Raw genomic sequence first — 15,187 nt, 5'->3', positions numbered from 1 at the left:
CGGGGGCACCAGGGGGAAAATTCGTGAAGCGATTGTTGCTGGTCCTATGCGCCATTTTTCAGCTCTCTGGGGCATGGTCTCCAGCGTTCGCGCAGTTGGCAAAACCAGCACCAGTCCGGCAGGCGATCGACGAGAATGGTGTCGATCTGTTCTGGGGCACATATAATCTTGACGCTCCCCGGATCAGCCTCGGTGACCAAGCTAAACCAGCCCTCTATTATCATCAATCGTGGCGCGGGAGGGCGTGGACTGACAGTTTGACTTTCTCACTTTTTCAGAGCGGGTCGCTAATGACCGTCGCGATGGGTGGCGTGTCTGACGAGTTCACAGTGTCAGGATTTACCTACACACCGACCCAGGGAAATGGCGCAACGCTGACGTTCGATTCCTCGACCGCTATATTCACTTATACGCAATCAAACGGCACGATCGTCAGATTTTACCGAAGTTACGGCACACCGCCGCCTTACTATAGCAATCAGGGACGGGTGGTGGATGTAACATGGCCTGCGGGCGACCGCCTTTACTACAGTTACGATTCGATTCCTTTCTGTGAAGTGAGAAATCCAACCGATCCAAGCTTATGTGGCATCACGACCTATGCGTACCGAATAGCGACTGTCCGTAGCAATCTTGGCTATCAAATGGCATTTTCCTATGGACCGATACCAGCATATAATCCCGACGACCCGGACAATCAGCCCGATTTCGCAATATGGTCCAAGCCCATTCAAATCGTGGGCAGCAACCTTGCGGTCTCCTCGGGTGGTGCTACCCAGACAATGACGATGAGTGGCACGTCGACGTATACGATTACCGATGCCTTGAACCGGGCCACGATGTATCGCTTGAACAGCGGCCTCATCGCCGGGATAACCTTGCCCGGCAGCACCAGCGAAGATTTCACAATAGCCTATTCAGGCTATCCAGAGGGGTCGCGCGTTTCGTCATTTACCACGGCAGTCGGCACGACCAGCTATGCATGGAGTGACGCTGGAGACGTGAGAACGCTGATCAAAACGGACGCTTTATCGCATGCGACGACATACAAATTTTCGCTTTCGAAGCAGCGGATGATTTCAGTCACGACACCAACGCCGATCTCGCAAACTACCCAATGGGAATATGATGCCAGTGGTCGAATGATCAAGGTCATCATGCCGGAGGGGAATGCTACAGAATATTGTTACGATGATCTGACGAACTGTTCTGTTGCGGGGGGAAGAGGGAATATCGTCAGAACCCGGTTGGTAGCGAAAGCTGGTTCGGGATTGGCCCCTATCGAAACATTCACAAGCTATGATGCTACCTGCACCAATGTGCGGACCTGCAATAAGCCAAACAGCAGCACCGATGAGCGCGGCAAGGTCACCAACTATACATATGATCCGACCCATGGTGGGGTTCTGACCGTAACACTGCCCTCCGCCACGAGTGGAGGTATTCGTCCACAGACACGCTACAGCTATTCAGGTCTCCAGGCTTTCTACAAGGTCTCCAGCAGCGCGATCGTAGCATCGGGCCAGACGGTCTATCGGTTAACGGGTACGTCAACCTGTCAAACGACAGCCACCTGCAACGGCGCGGCCGACGAGGCGAAGACAACTATCGGCTACGGGCCACAGACTGCGGGTGTAGGTAACAATCTTCTGGTCAGATCTCTTGCCAGAGGGTCGGGCAACGGGTCGCTGACCGCGACAACCGCCTACAGCTATGATGACATCGGCAATCGCACATATGTCGATGGTCCCTTGAGCGGAACCGGTGACACGACGCGCACCATCTACGATGCGGCGCGTCAGGTGGTCGGCGTGATAGGACCTGACCCTGACAATAGCGGTTCGCTCAAGAATTCAGCGCTTCGCATATCCTATAATTTGAGGGGCCAGCAACAGAAGGTGGAGCGCGGCACGGCCGAGGGTCAGTCCGATAGTGCCTGGGCAGCTTTTACGGCGGCCGAGCGGATCGATATAAGTTTCGATGCCGCCAACCGGAAGAAGATGGAGGCATTGAGAACGGGGTCTGTCGGCGCGCCAACGACACATGCGGTAACCCAATATAGCTATCTGGCCAACAATCTGCCAGATTGTGTGGCGCAACGTATGAATTCAGCGGTATTCACGACAATCGCGAGTACCGGCGCGTGCGCGACCGGTGCGGCTGGAACACAAGGGCCAGATCGAATTGTCAAAACGCTGCACGACAATGCGGACCGGGTGACAACGGTCCAGGAAGGCTATGGCACGCCGCTGGTGCGCAACGTGTCCAGTTCGACCTACACCAACAATGGTCGGGTCTCGACGTTGACCGACGCGAAGAATAATCGCACCACTTACGAGTATGATGGCCATGATCGACTGGTAAAGACGCGCTATCCCCTGCCAGCGACACCGGGAAGTAGCTCGACAACAGATTTTGAGCAGGCAACCTATGACTGCGACGCCACCCATTGCAACAATCTGGTGACGGCATGGCGGACGCGCGATGGCCAGTCGATCCTGCTGGGGTATGACGACCTGTCGCGGTCGACAGTGAAAAACCTGCCCGGCAGCGAACCCGACGTAAATTATGGCTACGACCTGCTCAGCCGGGTCATCTCGGCTTCTCAAAGTGGTAATGCGCTGTCGTTCACCTATGATGCGCTGAGCCGCAATCTGACGCAGACAGGTCCGCTTGGCACGGTCACGTCCACCTGGGATGTTGCTGGACGGCGCACGCGGCTCGATCTTCCCGGCGGCTTCTTCACCACCTATGACTATCACAATGATGGTGCGATGTGGGCGATCAGGGAATCTGGCGCGGCCAGCGGCGTAGGCGTCAATTATATCAACTATGACAATCTGGGCCGACGCGCCAACATGACGCGCGGCAACGGGACGGTTACATATTATAACTATGATCCGGTATCGAGATTGTCCGAGTTAAATCAGGATTTTCCATCGGCTACAGCTGATCAGGTATCGGGATACAGCTATAACCCTGCCAGCCAGATCACATCGCGATCGGCCACCAACGACAGCTATGCAATGCGGCAGGAATATAATGCTGATCGCGGATACACCACAAATGGGCTGAACCAGTATCTGACGGCAGGCAGCGTGTCGCCCAGCTATGACGCACGTGGCAACCTTACCGCACAGGAAACAACAACCTATAATTACAGTTCGGAGAATCTCCTTCAGAGCGCGACAACGGGTTCCGTTGCTACCGCCATGACCTATGATCCGTTGACACGCCTCTTCCAAACCAGTGGCAGCAGCACAACGCGAATGCTGTATGACGGCGCAGATCTCGTCGCTGAATATGATGCCGCAGGCAATGTACTGAACCGCTATGTTCATGGTCCGGGCACGGACGAACCGCTAATGTGGTATGAAGGCGGCAGTGGGGGTGACAGCGGCTATGGCTATCGCCGCTGGCTCCATGCCGATGAGCGCGGGAGCATCGTCGCGGTCAGCGACAGCGGCGGAAACGCACTCTCCATCAACGCCTACGATAGCTGGGGTAATCCGCAGTCGGGTAACAAGGGCCGGTTTGGTTATACCGGCCAGACCTGGCTACCCGACATTGGCATGTGGTATTATAAAGCGCGCATTTATAGCCCGCGCCTTGGCAGGTTCATGCAGACCGATCCGGTTGGTTACGCCGACGGCATGAACATGTACGCGTATGTCGCAAACGATCCGGTCAACATGGTCGATCCATCCGGAAGAAACGGATCGATCAACGATGGTGCCCACATAACTATCACCGCAATACAGTATGTTGAAATGCCTGTTGCAAGCGCAGGGTTCGCTCCAGGCGGTGGTATGGCTAGTGATCCGGGAGGCGGCGGCAGTGGTACTTCGAGCCCATCAGAAAGCTGCCCTCCCGATGCTCAGTCCTGTATTGAAATTATGGGGCAACGATGCGCCGGTATTTGGATTGGAGACGTATGCGTTGGGAGAGTGGTATTCGATCTCCAAGATTATAATGGAAATATCGAAATATACGAAACACCAAACCCTATCATGGATGCAGGAGAAAACGTTTCTTCAATCATAAGTGATAAAATAGATGAAAAAAAGAATATGCTGGAAAATTGCAAGAAGATTGGACCAATGGGATTTTTATCGGGATTATCAAATGTTGAATGGAGTGAAGTAGGAAAAGATACGCTCGAAAGCGTGGGGAAAAGTAGCATAATGCAAATGATAAAAAGAGGAGGGTTGGCTGGCGTTATCAGATCTGCGGCGACAGGATCTGCCCAATCTGTGGTTAATCAAGTTTGCGGAGGTAAATAAGGAAATTCAATATGAAAATAATAATTAGATCTACTGTATTTTTTTTATTACTAATCTCACTAATATTAATATCCATTATAGCAAATTCATATATTATCTTCTTTTTATTATTGCCTATTTCGTATTTTATATTCCCTTTTATCGAAGAATGGGCTGTAAATAAAATTATAAATAAATAGTATTATTTTCCCATTTGAAATGAATTTCAGTTGAATACGGTCAGACGGGCAATTAGAATTACACAATGATCTACACGGAGCGGCGCTGCGGCCGACTGGCGACCTTTGCTGTTCGGGCGCCTGTGGGGCGGCTTGGCATCGGTGCTGTATTGCAGAGGTGCTGGAAGGTCGCCAGTTCGGCTTTGCCGTTGGCCAGATTTCTTGCCAGAGGGTCAGGCAATGGGACGCTGATCGCGACAACCGCCAACAGCCAACAGCCAACAGCCAACAGCCATGATGACATCGGCAATCGCACATATGTCGATGGTCCCTTGAGCGGAACCGGTGACACGACGCGCACCATCTACGATGCGGCGCGTCAGGTGGTCGGCGTGATAGGACCTGACCCTGACAATAGCGGTTCGCTCAAGAATTCAGCGCTTCGCATATCCTATAATTTGAGGGGCCAGCAACAGAAGGTGGAGCGCGGCACGGCCGAGGGTCAGTCCGATAGTGCCTGGGCAGCTTTTACGGCCGCCGAGCGGATCGATATAAGTTTCGATGCCGCCAACCGGAAGAATATGGAGGCATTGAGAACGGGGTCTGCCAGCGCTACGACGACGCATGCTGTAACCCAATATAGCTATTTTGCCAACAATCTGTCAGTATCAGCACGTTGGATCAAGAAAGAACCGAACATTTTAACTTTTCAGCCATGGTAGCGATTGACAAAAATATGAAGGCTGACTGCTATTCACTGGGAGGGCAATGAAATGTTGACTATTGTCATCGCAATAATGGCATCTACCCCCTTAATCGTCCATGAACAGTTTCCCATCCTTCCGAGAGACGAAGCTATCGTGAACGATACCGAGAAAAGATGGTTAATAAAATCTGGAGAACGTCCTCGAACTATGAGTTTTCGGTTTCCTATAGTGGTAGACGTTTTTGATGAGCGGTGCGTAATACTGAGGCTCCAAGTGCCATCAGTAGGAGTCGAGCCGATCTACTGCTATGAGATGAAATCTAACAAACTTAATCGATTTAAGGATGATTTGGAGTAATCCTTATATGGCGCGCTGAGTTTCTCAAACACCTCTGTCCGTGCGAGACGGCGCGAACACCCATCCGCCTCGCCTTGCAAAACGGGGCGCTTACCCTGTGAGACACAGTATCGCAGGATATGGACCGTATGAGGCAAATAATGGGACGAACGTACCGTGTATTGAGTGGCTTCTTGGCCATCGGCAGGAATGCCATGTCTTTTCTCTGAACATTGCTTTTGACCGTTGGACGATGGCCCCCTGCGCGGATGTCGGCCACCCTGAAGCACGTCTGGGGTATTATCGAGGTATAACCTGTGGGTCGTGATCGAGATTTGGAGGCGTCAGATTGCTATCTCCAACGAATTACAACATAGGTGGCCTTGCGAAAGCTGGGGTCTCAGGCGATGGCGCGATGGCGTTGCGACACGTGCCAGGCCCGACTGTTCCGCGCCTCCGCCTGAGATGCCAGCCTGCGCTGGCATGACGGATAGGATGTGTATTCGCTTTTGCAGGCGTTGCGCAGCTACCGACAGTCCGCAAACCACCCCTCTGCCGTCATGCCGGGCTTGACCCGGCATCCATTGGCTCAACGGTTGGATGTCATTGCGAGGGTGAGGCTCATGGACCCCGGATCAAGTCCGGGGGGACGGTGTTTGATGGGTGTCCGCGGACCACACTTGCCGTCACCCCAGCGGAAGCTGGGGTCTCAGGCGATGGCGCGATGGCGTTGCGGCCAGTGCCAAGCCCGACTGTTCCGCGCCTCCGCTTGAGATGCCAGCTTGCGCTTGCATGACGGATAGGATGTGGACGCGCTTTTGCAGGCGTTGTGCAGCTACCGGCAGTCCGCAAATGTCCACCCCCTGCTGCCATGCCGGGCGTGACCCTGCATCCATTGGCTCACGGGTGAGACGTCATTGCTAGGTTGAGGCTCATGGACCCCGGATCAAGCCTGTTCTGAGCCTGTCGAAGGGTCCGGGGTGACGGCGAGGGATGGGTGTCTGCGAACCACCCATCTCGTCATTTCCCGCAAAGGCGGGAAGCCATCTTCTTGCGGCCTCCCAAGTGCGGCGCTGGGGAGATGGATCCCCGCTTTCGCGGCAATGACGACCGTGGCGCGGCTCTTCCACCAGTCCGTCCGCGCGCTGCGCTTGCCATTCTCGCCGCTTTCCTCTAAGCGCACGCCAGCAATCGGGCGGTTTGCCGTTCGGTCCCTGACAAATCCATTGAGCGCGCATCCTGACAACAGGATGCACCAGGCGTTTTGTATGGACGCTGGTTGGCGAGGTTTCGCCCACCGGCGATTTTGTCGTTTTGGCAGGGTAGGCGCTGTTTTCCGGGCCTTTTGGTCCAATTGAGGTGATGATGTTCGATTCGCTGAGCGATCGTCTGGGTGGGGTATTCGATAAACTGCGGGGGCGTGGTGCGCTCACGGAGGACGATGTCCGCGCCGCGATGCGCGAGGTGCGAATCGCGCTGCTCGAAGCCGATGTCGCCCTCTCGGTTGTGCGCCAGTTCGTCGATCAGGCGACCGAACGGGCCGTTGGCAGCGACGTGCTGCGGTCGGTTACGCCGGGGCAGATGGTCGTCAAGATCGTTTCCGACACGCTGACGGAAACGCTGGGGTCCGAAACGTCGGACCTGATGATCGACGTGACCCCGCCCGCCGTCATCATGATGGTCGGCCTGCAGGGGTCGGGCAAGACCACGACGACGGCCAAACTCGCTAAGCGCCTCAAGGAGCGTGAGCGTAAGAAGGTACTGATGGCGTCGCTCGACGTGCAGCGTCCGGCCGCGCAGGAGCAGCTCGCGGTGCTGGGCACGCAATGCGATGTGGCGACGCTGCCGATCATCGCCGGGCAGCAGCCGGTCGATATTGCCAAGCGCGCGCTGCAGGCGGCGAAGCTGCAGGGTTTCGACGTGGTCATGCTCGACACCGCCGGGCGTCTGCATGTCGATCAGGCGCTGATGGACGAGATGAAGGCTGTCGCTGACGCGAGCAGCCCCGCCGAAATCCTGCTCGTCGTCGATTCGCTGACCGGCCAGGATGCCGTCAATGTCGCGCAGAATTTCACCGCGCAGGTGCCGCTGACCGGTGTCGTATTGACCCGGATGGACGGCGATGCGCGCGGTGGTGCGGCGCTGTCGATGCGGGCGGTCACGGGCCGTCCGATCAAGTTTGCGGGCACGGGCGAGAAGCTCGACGCGATCGAGCCGTTCCATCCGCAGCGCGTGGCGCAGCGCATTTTGGGCATGGGCGACGTCGTGTCGCTGGTCGAGCGGGCCGCCGAGAGCATCGACGCGGACGAGGCCGACAAGCTCGCCAAGAAGATGGCCAAGGGTCAGTTCGACATGAACGACCTGCGCGCGCAGCTCAACCAGATGCGCCGCATGGGTGGCCTGGGCGCGCTGGCGGGCATGTTGCCGGGCCTTAAAAAAGCGCAGGCAGCGATGGCCAATAGCGGCGCGAACGACAAGACGCTGATCCATCTCGACGCGATGATCGGGTCGATGACGCCCAAGGAGCGGGAACGCCCCGCCTTGATCAACGCCAAGCGCAAGATCCGCATCGCCAAGGGTGCCGGGCGGACCGTGCAGGACGTCAACCGCCTCCTGAAAATGCATCAGGAGATGGAAGGCGCGATGAAGAAGATCCGCAAAATGGGTGGCCTCAAGGGGCTGGCCAAGATGTTCACCGGTGGCGGTGGAATGGGCGGATTGGGTGGTCTTGGCGGGCCGGATGGCGGCGCTGGTGGTCCCGATCTGTCGGGCCTGGGCGGACTGGGTGGTAACATGCCCAAATTGCCGCCGGGCTTTCAGAATTTCATGAAGAAATAAGCAATTTCCGTAATTTGATTTAGTGAAGAAAGGTTAAGTTCCATGGCAACGTCCATTCGTCTCTCGCGCGGTGGTTCCAAGAAGCGCCCCTATTATCGCATCGTCGTGGCCGACAGCCGCGCGCCGCGTGATGGCAAGTTCATCGAGCGTATCGGCAGCTACAACCCCGTCCTGCCCAAGGGCGACGAAAAGCGCGTCATCCTGGACGTCGAGCGTGCGAAGCATTGGGTTGCCGCTGGTGCGCAGCCGACCGACCGCGTTGCCCGTTTCCTCGACGCCGCTGGCGTGAAGGAGCGGATCGTCCGCAACAATCCGAACAAGGCCGTGCCGGGTCAGAAGGCCAAGGATCGCGCTGAAGACCGTGCGACCAAGCTGGCTGAAGCCGAAGAAGCGCGCATTGCCGCTGAAGAAGCCGCCAAGGCGCCTGCCGAAGCGCCTGCTGAAGAGGCTCCCGCCGAGGAAGCCGCGACCGAACAGGCCGAGGGCTGATTGTCTTGACGGACAAGCCCGTCACGCTCGCCGCGATCGTCGGGGCGCATGGGGTGGCGGGCGAAGTCCGTCTCAAGCTGTTTGGCGAAGGGGCCGAAAGCCTCAGAGCCTTTGGCAGTTTCGATGCGGCGGGGCGCACATTGACGTTGAAGTCGGTGCGCCCCGGCCCCAATGGCGCGGTCGCCCGCTTTGCCGAGATCGGCGATCGCGGCGCGGCCGAAGCCCTGCGCGGCACGGCGCTGACCGTCCCGCGATCCGCCCTGCCGCCTTTGGCCGAGGGCGAATATTATCATGCCGACATTATCGGCCTGCCTTGCCTGTCGAGCGAGGGCGAAGCGCTGGGCGAGATCATCGCGATCGAGAATTTCGGCGCGGGCGACATTGTCGAAGTGCAGCGGCCATCGGTCGAGGGCAAGCCCGGCAAACGCTTCATGGCGCCGATGCATGCGGTGACGCTGGAGGCGGAGCGGGCGGTGATTGACGCGCTGTTCGTGGAGTAGTATATACAGCGAGTATATACGAAGGGCATTGCCATGAGCGCTGAATATAAGGCCAAGGTCTTTAAGTCTGGTAACAGCCTGGCATTGCGCTTGCCCAAGGCCCTTGGTCTGAAAGAGGGCGAGGAAATGACCCTGCGCGAAGAGCAGGGTAAATATAGCTTCGAACCCGCGCATAGCGAACGCAAGATCGACGTCAGCAAGTTCGCGGGCAAGGCCCCGTGGCTGGAACCCCTGCCGCGCGAGGATTTCGACGATTCCCCGCGCGATTGGCACCTGCTCGGCCGTGATGCGTCCGGGGCGTGATGCGGCTGCTGGATACCAATAGCTGCATCTACGTCTTTACCGGCGTCTATCCCGCATTGATCGCGCGCATTGCCGACCAGGTTGCGGGCAGTCTCTTCATCTCTTCCATCACCTATGCCGAATTGGCCTATGGTACGATGCAGGGTAAGCCGCCAGCGTCGGACGCGCTGGCGGCCTTTGTCGCGGAAGTGGGCATCCTGCCTTTTGATGAAGCTGCGGCGCAAGCCTATGCCGCCATGCCATTCAGGCGGGGTAGTTTTGATCGGCTCATTGCCGCCCATGCCTTGTCCCTCGATGCGGCGCTGGTGTCGCGCAACCTTGCCGATTTCAAGGATATCCCCGGTTTGCGGGTGGAGGACTGGACGCATTGATGCGATATTTTCTCCTCTCGCTCCTCGCCGTCATTCCGTGTGCTGCCCATGCCGCCGATGCGCAGAAGATCGCCGCTGCCATTCCTGAGATCGACCGGCTGTTTGCGGATTTTCAGGTGGATAGCCGTGCGCCGGGGCTGGTCTATGGCATCGTCGCAGATGGCAGACTGGTCCATGTGAAGGGCTTGGGCGTGCAGGATCTGGCGCATAAGCGTGCCGTTACGCCGGACAGCCTGTTTCGGATCGCGTCGATGACCAAGGCGTTCACCGCGCTCGCCATCCTGAAATTGCGGGACGAGGGTAAGCTTGGCCTGGATGATCTGGCCGAAACGCATGTGCCCGAAATGCGGGGATGGACCTATCCGACCAAGGACAGCCCGCATATCCGTATCCGCGAGCTGCTGACGCACAGTGCCGGTCTGGTGGACGATAACCCCTGGGGGGATCGGCAGACGCCTTTGCCGGAAGCCGATTTCACCCGGATGCTGCAAACCGGCGTGCCGTTCAGCACCACGCCCGGCACGCGTTATGAATATAGCAATTTCGGCTATGCGCTGCTGGGGCGGATCATCGCCAATGTGTCGGCTCAGCCTTATCGCCGTTATGTCGAGCGGAATTTGCTGGCCCCGCTCGGCATGGCGTCGAGTGGCTATCAGGTCAGCGAATGGCCGGTCGAGCAGCGTGCGATCGGCTATCGTTGGGAAGAGGGGCGCTGGACGGTTGAACCGACCATGGCGGATGGGGCGTTCGGGGCGATGGGGGGCTTGCAGACCAGCGCCAAGGATTATGCGCGCTGGGTCGCTTTCCTGCTGTCCGCCTGGCCCGCGCGCGATGATGCGGAGGCGGGGCCGGTGGCGCGCGCTTCGGTGCGGATGCTGGCGCAGGGGAGCAATTTCATGGGGGTCGCCCAGCGCAATGGCGCGAGCGGGGTGACGGCGTGCCGACAGGCGGCGGCCTATGGCTTTGCGATGCGGGTGGCGCAGGATTGCGACCTGGGCCTGACGCTGGCGCATGGTGGTGGCTATCCGGGCTATGGCAGCCATGTCATGCTGATGCCCGATCATGGCGTGGGCATCTTCGTCTTCACCAATCGCACCTATAATGGCGGCAGCGGCCCGGCTTGGGACGCGGCGGTGGTGTTGCACAAGGCGGGGGCGTTGATGGCCCGAACGATCCCGGTGTCGGCGCTGCTGGCGGACGGTTACGCAGCGGCGGGGCGCATCTATGCGGCGGGCGATGTGCTGGCGGCGCGCGATCGGCTGGCGATGAATTTCCTGATGGACCATGATGCCGCGCAATGGGGCAAAAAGATCGCGGCGGTGAAGCAGGAGGTCGGGGCATGTGCCAGTGATGCGCCGATCGTCGCAACCGGCGCTCTGGCGGGGCGGTTCACCTGGACGTGCGAGCGCGGGCGGGTGGCGGGTACGATCTTGCTGGCCCCGACGCCCGATGCACAGATACAGGAATTGTCCATCACGGTGCGGGCACCCTGACAGCAGCCGTCTGGACGCTGCGGCTGGCATCGCCTAAGCGCGAACCATGCCCCAGATATTCACTGCCCTCTATCTGATCGCCATGCTGGCCGCTGGCTGGCGCTTGTTCGGCCTTGGCTGGTCGCGCGGCGTCAAGATCGCGGCTGCGGTGGCGCTGGTCTGCCCGGTGCCGCTGCTGGTGCTGCTGCCGGGCCTCATCCATCCTGAGCGGCCCTTTGCCGACCTGTTGCGGACCATAGGCCTGACGCTGTTGCTGTGCGGGGCGCTGTGCCTAGGCGGAGGCTGGTCCGCCGCCAAGATGCGGGCGCGGCGGAGATGAGCTTCACCGCGCAAGTCCTGACGCTTTACCCGGAGATGTTTCCGGGGCCGCTCGGCGTATCGTTGGCCGGGCGGGCGCTGGCCGAGGGGAAATGGGCCTGCGATCCGATCCATATCCGCGATTTCGCGACCGACAAGCATCGTACCGTGGACGATACGCCTGCGGGCGGCGGCGCGGGCATGGTGCTGCGCGCCGACATATTGGCAAAGGCGGTCGATCATGCGCTGGAGCGGCGGCCTGACCTGCCCGTCCTTGCCATGACGCCGCGCGGCGTGCCGGTCACGCAGGCGCGGGTGCGCGAACTGGCGGAGGGGCCGGGCGCGACCATATTGTGCGGCCGGTTTGAAGGGTTTGACGAGCGGATTTTCGATGCCCGCCCGATCGAGCAGGTCAGCATGGGCGACATCATATTGTCGGGCGGCGAGATGGGGGCGCTGCTGCTGCTAGATGCTTGCGTCCGGCTGCTTCCCGGTGTAATGGGCGCGGCTTCCAGCGGAGTCGAGGAGTCCTTTGAAACGGGGCTGCTTGAATATCCGCATTATACCCGACCGGTAGAATGGGAGGGGCGCACGATCCCGCAGGTGTTGCGATCGGGGGATCATGCGAAGATCGCCGCCTGGCGGAAACAAAGGGCGGTCGATGATACACGGCTAAGGCGGCCGGACCTTTGGGAACGTCACAGCGGCGTTCGGGTCCAGTCGCCCTCTGGTGCGCAACGCGACTTGAAGGACTGACGTTTCATGAACATCCTCCAGCAGATCGAGGCGGAAAACATCGCCGCCCTCGGCAAAGAAATCCCCGAATTCCGCGCCGGCGACACGCTGCGCGTCGGCGTGAAGGTCGTCGAAGGCGAACGGAGCCGCGTCCAGAATTACGAAGGCGTGTGCATCGCGCGTTCGAACAAGGGCATGGGTTCGAACTTCACCGTGCGCAAGATTTCGTTCGGCGAAGGCGTGGAGCGCGTATTCCCGCTCTATTCGCCCAACATCGATTCGATCACCGTCGTCCGCCGTGGCGTGGTGCGTCGTGCGAAGCTCTATTATCTGCGCGGCCGCACCGGCAAGCGCGCTCGCATCGCCGAGCGTCGCGACGTGCGCACCGAGGGTTGATCTCTCGGTTGTCCCACGGGATAGCGTAGAAACAGAAAAGGGCGGCGCTCCATCGGAGCGCCGCCCTTTTTCTTTGGCCATTTTCTTTTGCGGCGGATTATCGGCGGCTGGTCCACCATAGGCCCGCCAGGCTGATCGCGGCGGCGGCCGACATGTAGAGGCCGACAAATTCGACGCCCTGGACTGCGATCAGCCAGGTGGCGACGATCGGGGCGAGCGCGCCGCCCAATATGCCGCCCAGGTTGAAGGCGAAGGACGCGCCGGTGTAGCGGAGCTGGATCGGGAAGAGGGCGGGGAGATAGGCCCCCAATGGCCCATAGACGAAGCCCATCAGGAACAGCGCGAGGCTGAGGATCAGGAAGATCGGCAGCAGCGTGCCCGCGCCCATCATCGGGCCGAAGATCAGCCCCATGAAGACCGTGCCGACACAGCCCCAGGCGAGGACGCGGGTCGGGCTGGTCTTGTCCGCCCACCAGCCTGCGATCAGGATGCTGAGCGCCATGAACATAATCGCGCCAAGCTGGATCGAGAGGAAATCGCTGCGGTCGATGTTGAGCGTGGTGGTGCCGTAGCCGAGCGCGAAGGCGGTCGCGATATAATAGATGGCGAAGCAGGCGACGACGGCGAAGGTGCCCGCGATCGCTGCGCCCAGATGATGTTTGAACAGCGATGCCAGCGGCATGGCAGGCGGCGGCGCTTCGGCTTGGGCGGCGGCAAATTCGGGGGTTTCGGTCAGTTTCAGGCGGACCCAGAGGCCAAGGAATACCAGCACCGCGCTGCCGAGGAAGGGCAGACGCCAGCCCCAGGCGAAAAATTCCTCTTCGGTCAGGATGGTGCCGAGGATCAGGAACAGGCCGTTTGCGGCGATGAAGCCGACCGGCGCGCCCAGTTGCGGGAACATGCCGAAGCGCGCGCGCCAGCCGGGCGGGGCGTTCTCCACTGCCAGCAGCGCCGCACCACCCCATTCGCCGCCCAGGCCCAGCCCCTGACCAAAGCGCAGCAGGCACAGGATGAGCGGCGCCCACCAGCCGATCTGCGCATGGGTGGGCAGGAAACCGATGGCCAGCGTGCAGCCGCCCATCAGCATCAGCGAGGTGACCAGCGTTACCTTCCGCCCGACGCGGTCGCCATAATGGCCGAAGACAGCGGCACCCAGCGGCCGGGCGAAGAAGGCGAGCGCGAGGCTGCCATAGGAGGCCATCAGCTGCGCGGTGGGCGAGGAGGAGGGGAAGAAGAGCGCCGGGAAGATCAGGCTGGCGGCGGTGGCGTAGATGTAGAAGTCGTAAAATTCGACCGCCGTGCCGACCAGGCTGGCCGTCAGCACCCGCTTGTGCCGCCACATTTCCCCGACGCCGCTCATCTGTTTCATCTCGCTTTCCCCCCTCGTCATTCCAGCGAACGCTGGAATCTCCCTTCTGTTAGCCACTCCCAAAAGAAGTGAGATCCCAGCTTTCGCTGGGATGACGGCTATCCTTTTTTTCGTTTCTGGTTGAGCAGTTCATAGGCCATTACCGCCGTCGCCACCGCCGCGTTCAGGCTGTCGGCTTTGCCCAGCATGGGCATCTTCACCAGCAGGTCGCATTCGGCTTCATAGGCGTCCGGCAGGCCCTGGGCCTCATTGCCGACGAGCAGGAAGGACGGGCTTTGGTAGCGCGGCTCCTGATAATCATGGGTTGCCTTGAGGCTGGTGCCGATCAGTTCGCCGGGGCCAGCGCGCAGCCAGGTCATGAATTCGGGCCAGCGCGCCTGGGTGATCGTCTGGGTGAACAGCGCTCCCATCGAGGCACGGACCGATTCGACCGAGAAGGGATCGACGCAATCGTCGATCAGGATGAGGCCGCCCGCGCCCACCGCGTCGCCGGTGCGCAAGATGGTGCCAAGGTTGCCGGGGTCGCGCAGCGATTGCGCGACGATCCAGATGTCGGCCTTGGTACGATCGAGCGCATCCAAGGGCGTCAGCCGGTCGCGATAGACGCCGACTACGGCCTGGGCATTATCCTTGCCGCTGATCTTGGACAGGATGTCCGCGCTGGTTTCGATGACGTCGCCGCCCGCCGCTTCCATCGCCGCGATCAGCTCGGCCGCCAGCGGATGGGTGGACCCGGCGTGGAACAGCATTTCGGGCAGCACGCCTTCCTCGCGCGCTTCGGTCAGGATGCGCAGGCCCTCGGCCAGGAACAGCCCTTCGGCCTTGCGGAACTTCTTTTCGCGCAAGGATCGGACACGCTTCACCAGCGGGTTTGAAAATCCGGTGATTTCGCGTGCCACGGTTGCTCGACGC

Annotated in this window: 13 protein-coding genes; 11 read left to right on the top strand and 2 right to left on the bottom strand. The window is 59.7% G+C overall.

Annotation, left to right across the window (positions count from 1 at the left end; all coding sequences use genetic code 11):
• The first annotated feature begins 23 nt into the window (after nt 1-23).
• The 11 genes from SxD43FB_RS03735 to rplS all read left to right on the top strand — a co-directional run bounded on the left by SxD43FB_RS03735 (nt 24) and on the right by rplS (nt 12,906).
• Nucleotides 24-4,283 carry an RHS repeat-associated core domain-containing protein gene (locus SxD43FB_RS03735; protein WP_176482665.1) on the top strand — a complete coding sequence of 1,420 codons (4,260 nt, stop codon included), beginning with the start codon at nt 24-26 and terminating at the stop codon, nt 4,281-4,283.
• A 367-nt stretch (nt 4,284-4,650) separates the two neighbouring features.
• Nucleotides 4,651-5,163 carry a hypothetical protein gene (locus tag SxD43FB_RS03730; protein ID WP_141249452.1) on the top strand — a complete coding sequence of 171 codons (513 nt, stop codon included), beginning with the start codon at nt 4,651-4,653 and terminating at the stop codon, nt 5,161-5,163.
• A 1,683-nt stretch (nt 5,164-6,846) separates the two neighbouring features.
• Complete coding sequence (ffh, locus tag SxD43FB_RS03725) at nt 6,847-8,322, top strand: signal recognition particle protein (protein WP_096061050.1); 1,476 nt, start codon at nt 6,847-6,849, stop codon at nt 8,320-8,322.
• A gap of 42 nt (nt 8,323-8,364) precedes the next feature.
• The gene (gene rpsP / locus SxD43FB_RS03720) at nt 8,365-8,811 is read left to right on the top strand and encodes a 30S ribosomal protein S16 (RefSeq protein ID WP_096061049.1); all 447 of its coding nucleotides are present in this window, start codon (nt 8,365-8,367) and stop codon (nt 8,809-8,811) included.
• A gap of 5 nt (nt 8,812-8,816) precedes the next feature.
• Nucleotides 8,817-9,311 carry a ribosome maturation factor RimM gene (gene rimM / locus SxD43FB_RS03715; RefSeq protein ID WP_096061048.1) on the top strand — a complete coding sequence of 165 codons (495 nt, stop codon included), beginning with the start codon at nt 8,817-8,819 and terminating at the stop codon, nt 9,309-9,311.
• A gap of 33 nt (nt 9,312-9,344) precedes the next feature.
• Nucleotides 9,345-9,614, top strand: coding sequence for an AbrB/MazE/SpoVT family DNA-binding domain-containing protein (locus SxD43FB_RS03710; RefSeq protein WP_096061047.1), 270 nt, complete (start codon nt 9,345-9,347; stop codon nt 9,612-9,614).
• Nucleotides 9,611-9,985: a type II toxin-antitoxin system VapC family toxin gene (locus SxD43FB_RS03705; RefSeq protein WP_096061046.1), complete on the top strand. Its 375-nt coding sequence runs from the start codon at nt 9,611-9,613 to the stop codon at nt 9,983-9,985. The genes SxD43FB_RS03710 and SxD43FB_RS03705 overlap by 4 nt, the downstream gene beginning before the upstream one ends.
• Nucleotides 9,985-11,478, top strand: a complete 1,494-nt coding sequence (locus tag SxD43FB_RS03700) for a serine hydrolase domain-containing protein (RefSeq protein WP_096061045.1) — start codon at nt 9,985-9,987, stop codon at nt 11,476-11,478. The genes SxD43FB_RS03705 and SxD43FB_RS03700 overlap by 1 nt, the downstream gene beginning before the upstream one ends.
• A 46-nt stretch (nt 11,479-11,524) precedes the next feature.
• Nucleotides 11,525-11,797 (top strand): hypothetical protein, encoded by a 273-nt coding sequence (locus SxD43FB_RS03695; RefSeq protein ID WP_096061044.1) that lies wholly within the window; start codon nt 11,525-11,527, stop codon nt 11,795-11,797.
• Entirely contained in the window at nt 11,794-12,531 is a 738-nt protein-coding gene (gene trmD / locus SxD43FB_RS03690) for a tRNA (guanosine(37)-N1)-methyltransferase TrmD (RefSeq protein WP_096061043.1), read from the top strand. The genes SxD43FB_RS03695 and trmD overlap by 4 nt, the downstream gene beginning before the upstream one ends.
• Before the next feature lie 6 nt (nt 12,532-12,537).
• On the top strand, nt 12,538-12,906 hold the full coding sequence (rplS, locus tag SxD43FB_RS03685) for a 50S ribosomal protein L19 (protein WP_037479649.1): 369 nt from the start codon (nt 12,538-12,540) through the stop codon (nt 12,904-12,906).
• Between the two features lie 97 nt (nt 12,907-13,003).
• Here the strand turns inward: rplS and SxD43FB_RS03680 are convergent, their stop codons facing one another.
• The gene (locus SxD43FB_RS03680) at nt 13,004-14,266 is read right to left on the bottom strand and encodes an MFS transporter (protein WP_096061203.1); all 1,263 of its coding nucleotides are present in this window, start codon (nt 14,264-14,266) and stop codon (nt 13,004-13,006) included.
• A 107-nt stretch (nt 14,267-14,373) separates the two neighbouring features.
• The gene (locus SxD43FB_RS03675) at nt 14,374-15,174 is read right to left on the bottom strand and encodes an RNA methyltransferase (RefSeq protein ID WP_096061042.1); all 801 of its coding nucleotides are present in this window, start codon (nt 15,172-15,174) and stop codon (nt 14,374-14,376) included.
• Between the last annotated feature and the right edge of the window lie 13 nt (nt 15,175-15,187).

The sequence above is a fragment of the Sphingobium sp. D43FB genome (genome assembly GCF_002312805.1).
GTDB lineage: Bacteria > Pseudomonadota > Alphaproteobacteria > Sphingomonadales > Sphingomonadaceae > Sphingobium.
The sequence above is the reverse complement of the archived record's forward strand: the minus strand, read 5'-3'. Positions and strand labels throughout refer to the sequence as shown.

Coding starts and splice junctions, on each gene's coding strand:
- SxD43FB_RS03700 (WP_096061045.1), top strand. CDS start 9,985: ATGCGATATTTTCTCCTCTCGCTCCTCGCCGTCATTCCGTGTGCTGCC.
- rpsP (WP_096061049.1), top strand. CDS start 8,365: ATGGCAACGTCCATTCGTCTCTCGCGCGGTGGTTCCAAGAAGCGCCCC.
- ffh (WP_096061050.1), top strand. CDS start 6,847: ATGATGTTCGATTCGCTGAGCGATCGTCTGGGTGGGGTATTCGATAAA.
- SxD43FB_RS03680 (WP_096061203.1), bottom strand. CDS start 14,266: ATGAGCGGCGTCGGGGAAATGTGGCGGCACAAGCGGGTGCTGACGGCC.
- trmD (WP_096061043.1), top strand. CDS start 11,794: ATGAGCTTCACCGCGCAAGTCCTGACGCTTTACCCGGAGATGTTTCCG.
- SxD43FB_RS03695 (WP_096061044.1), top strand. CDS start 11,525: ATGCCCCAGATATTCACTGCCCTCTATCTGATCGCCATGCTGGCCGCT.
- SxD43FB_RS03710 (WP_096061047.1), top strand. CDS start 9,345: ATGAGCGCTGAATATAAGGCCAAGGTCTTTAAGTCTGGTAACAGCCTG.
- rplS (WP_037479649.1), top strand. CDS start 12,538: ATGAACATCCTCCAGCAGATCGAGGCGGAAAACATCGCCGCCCTCGGC.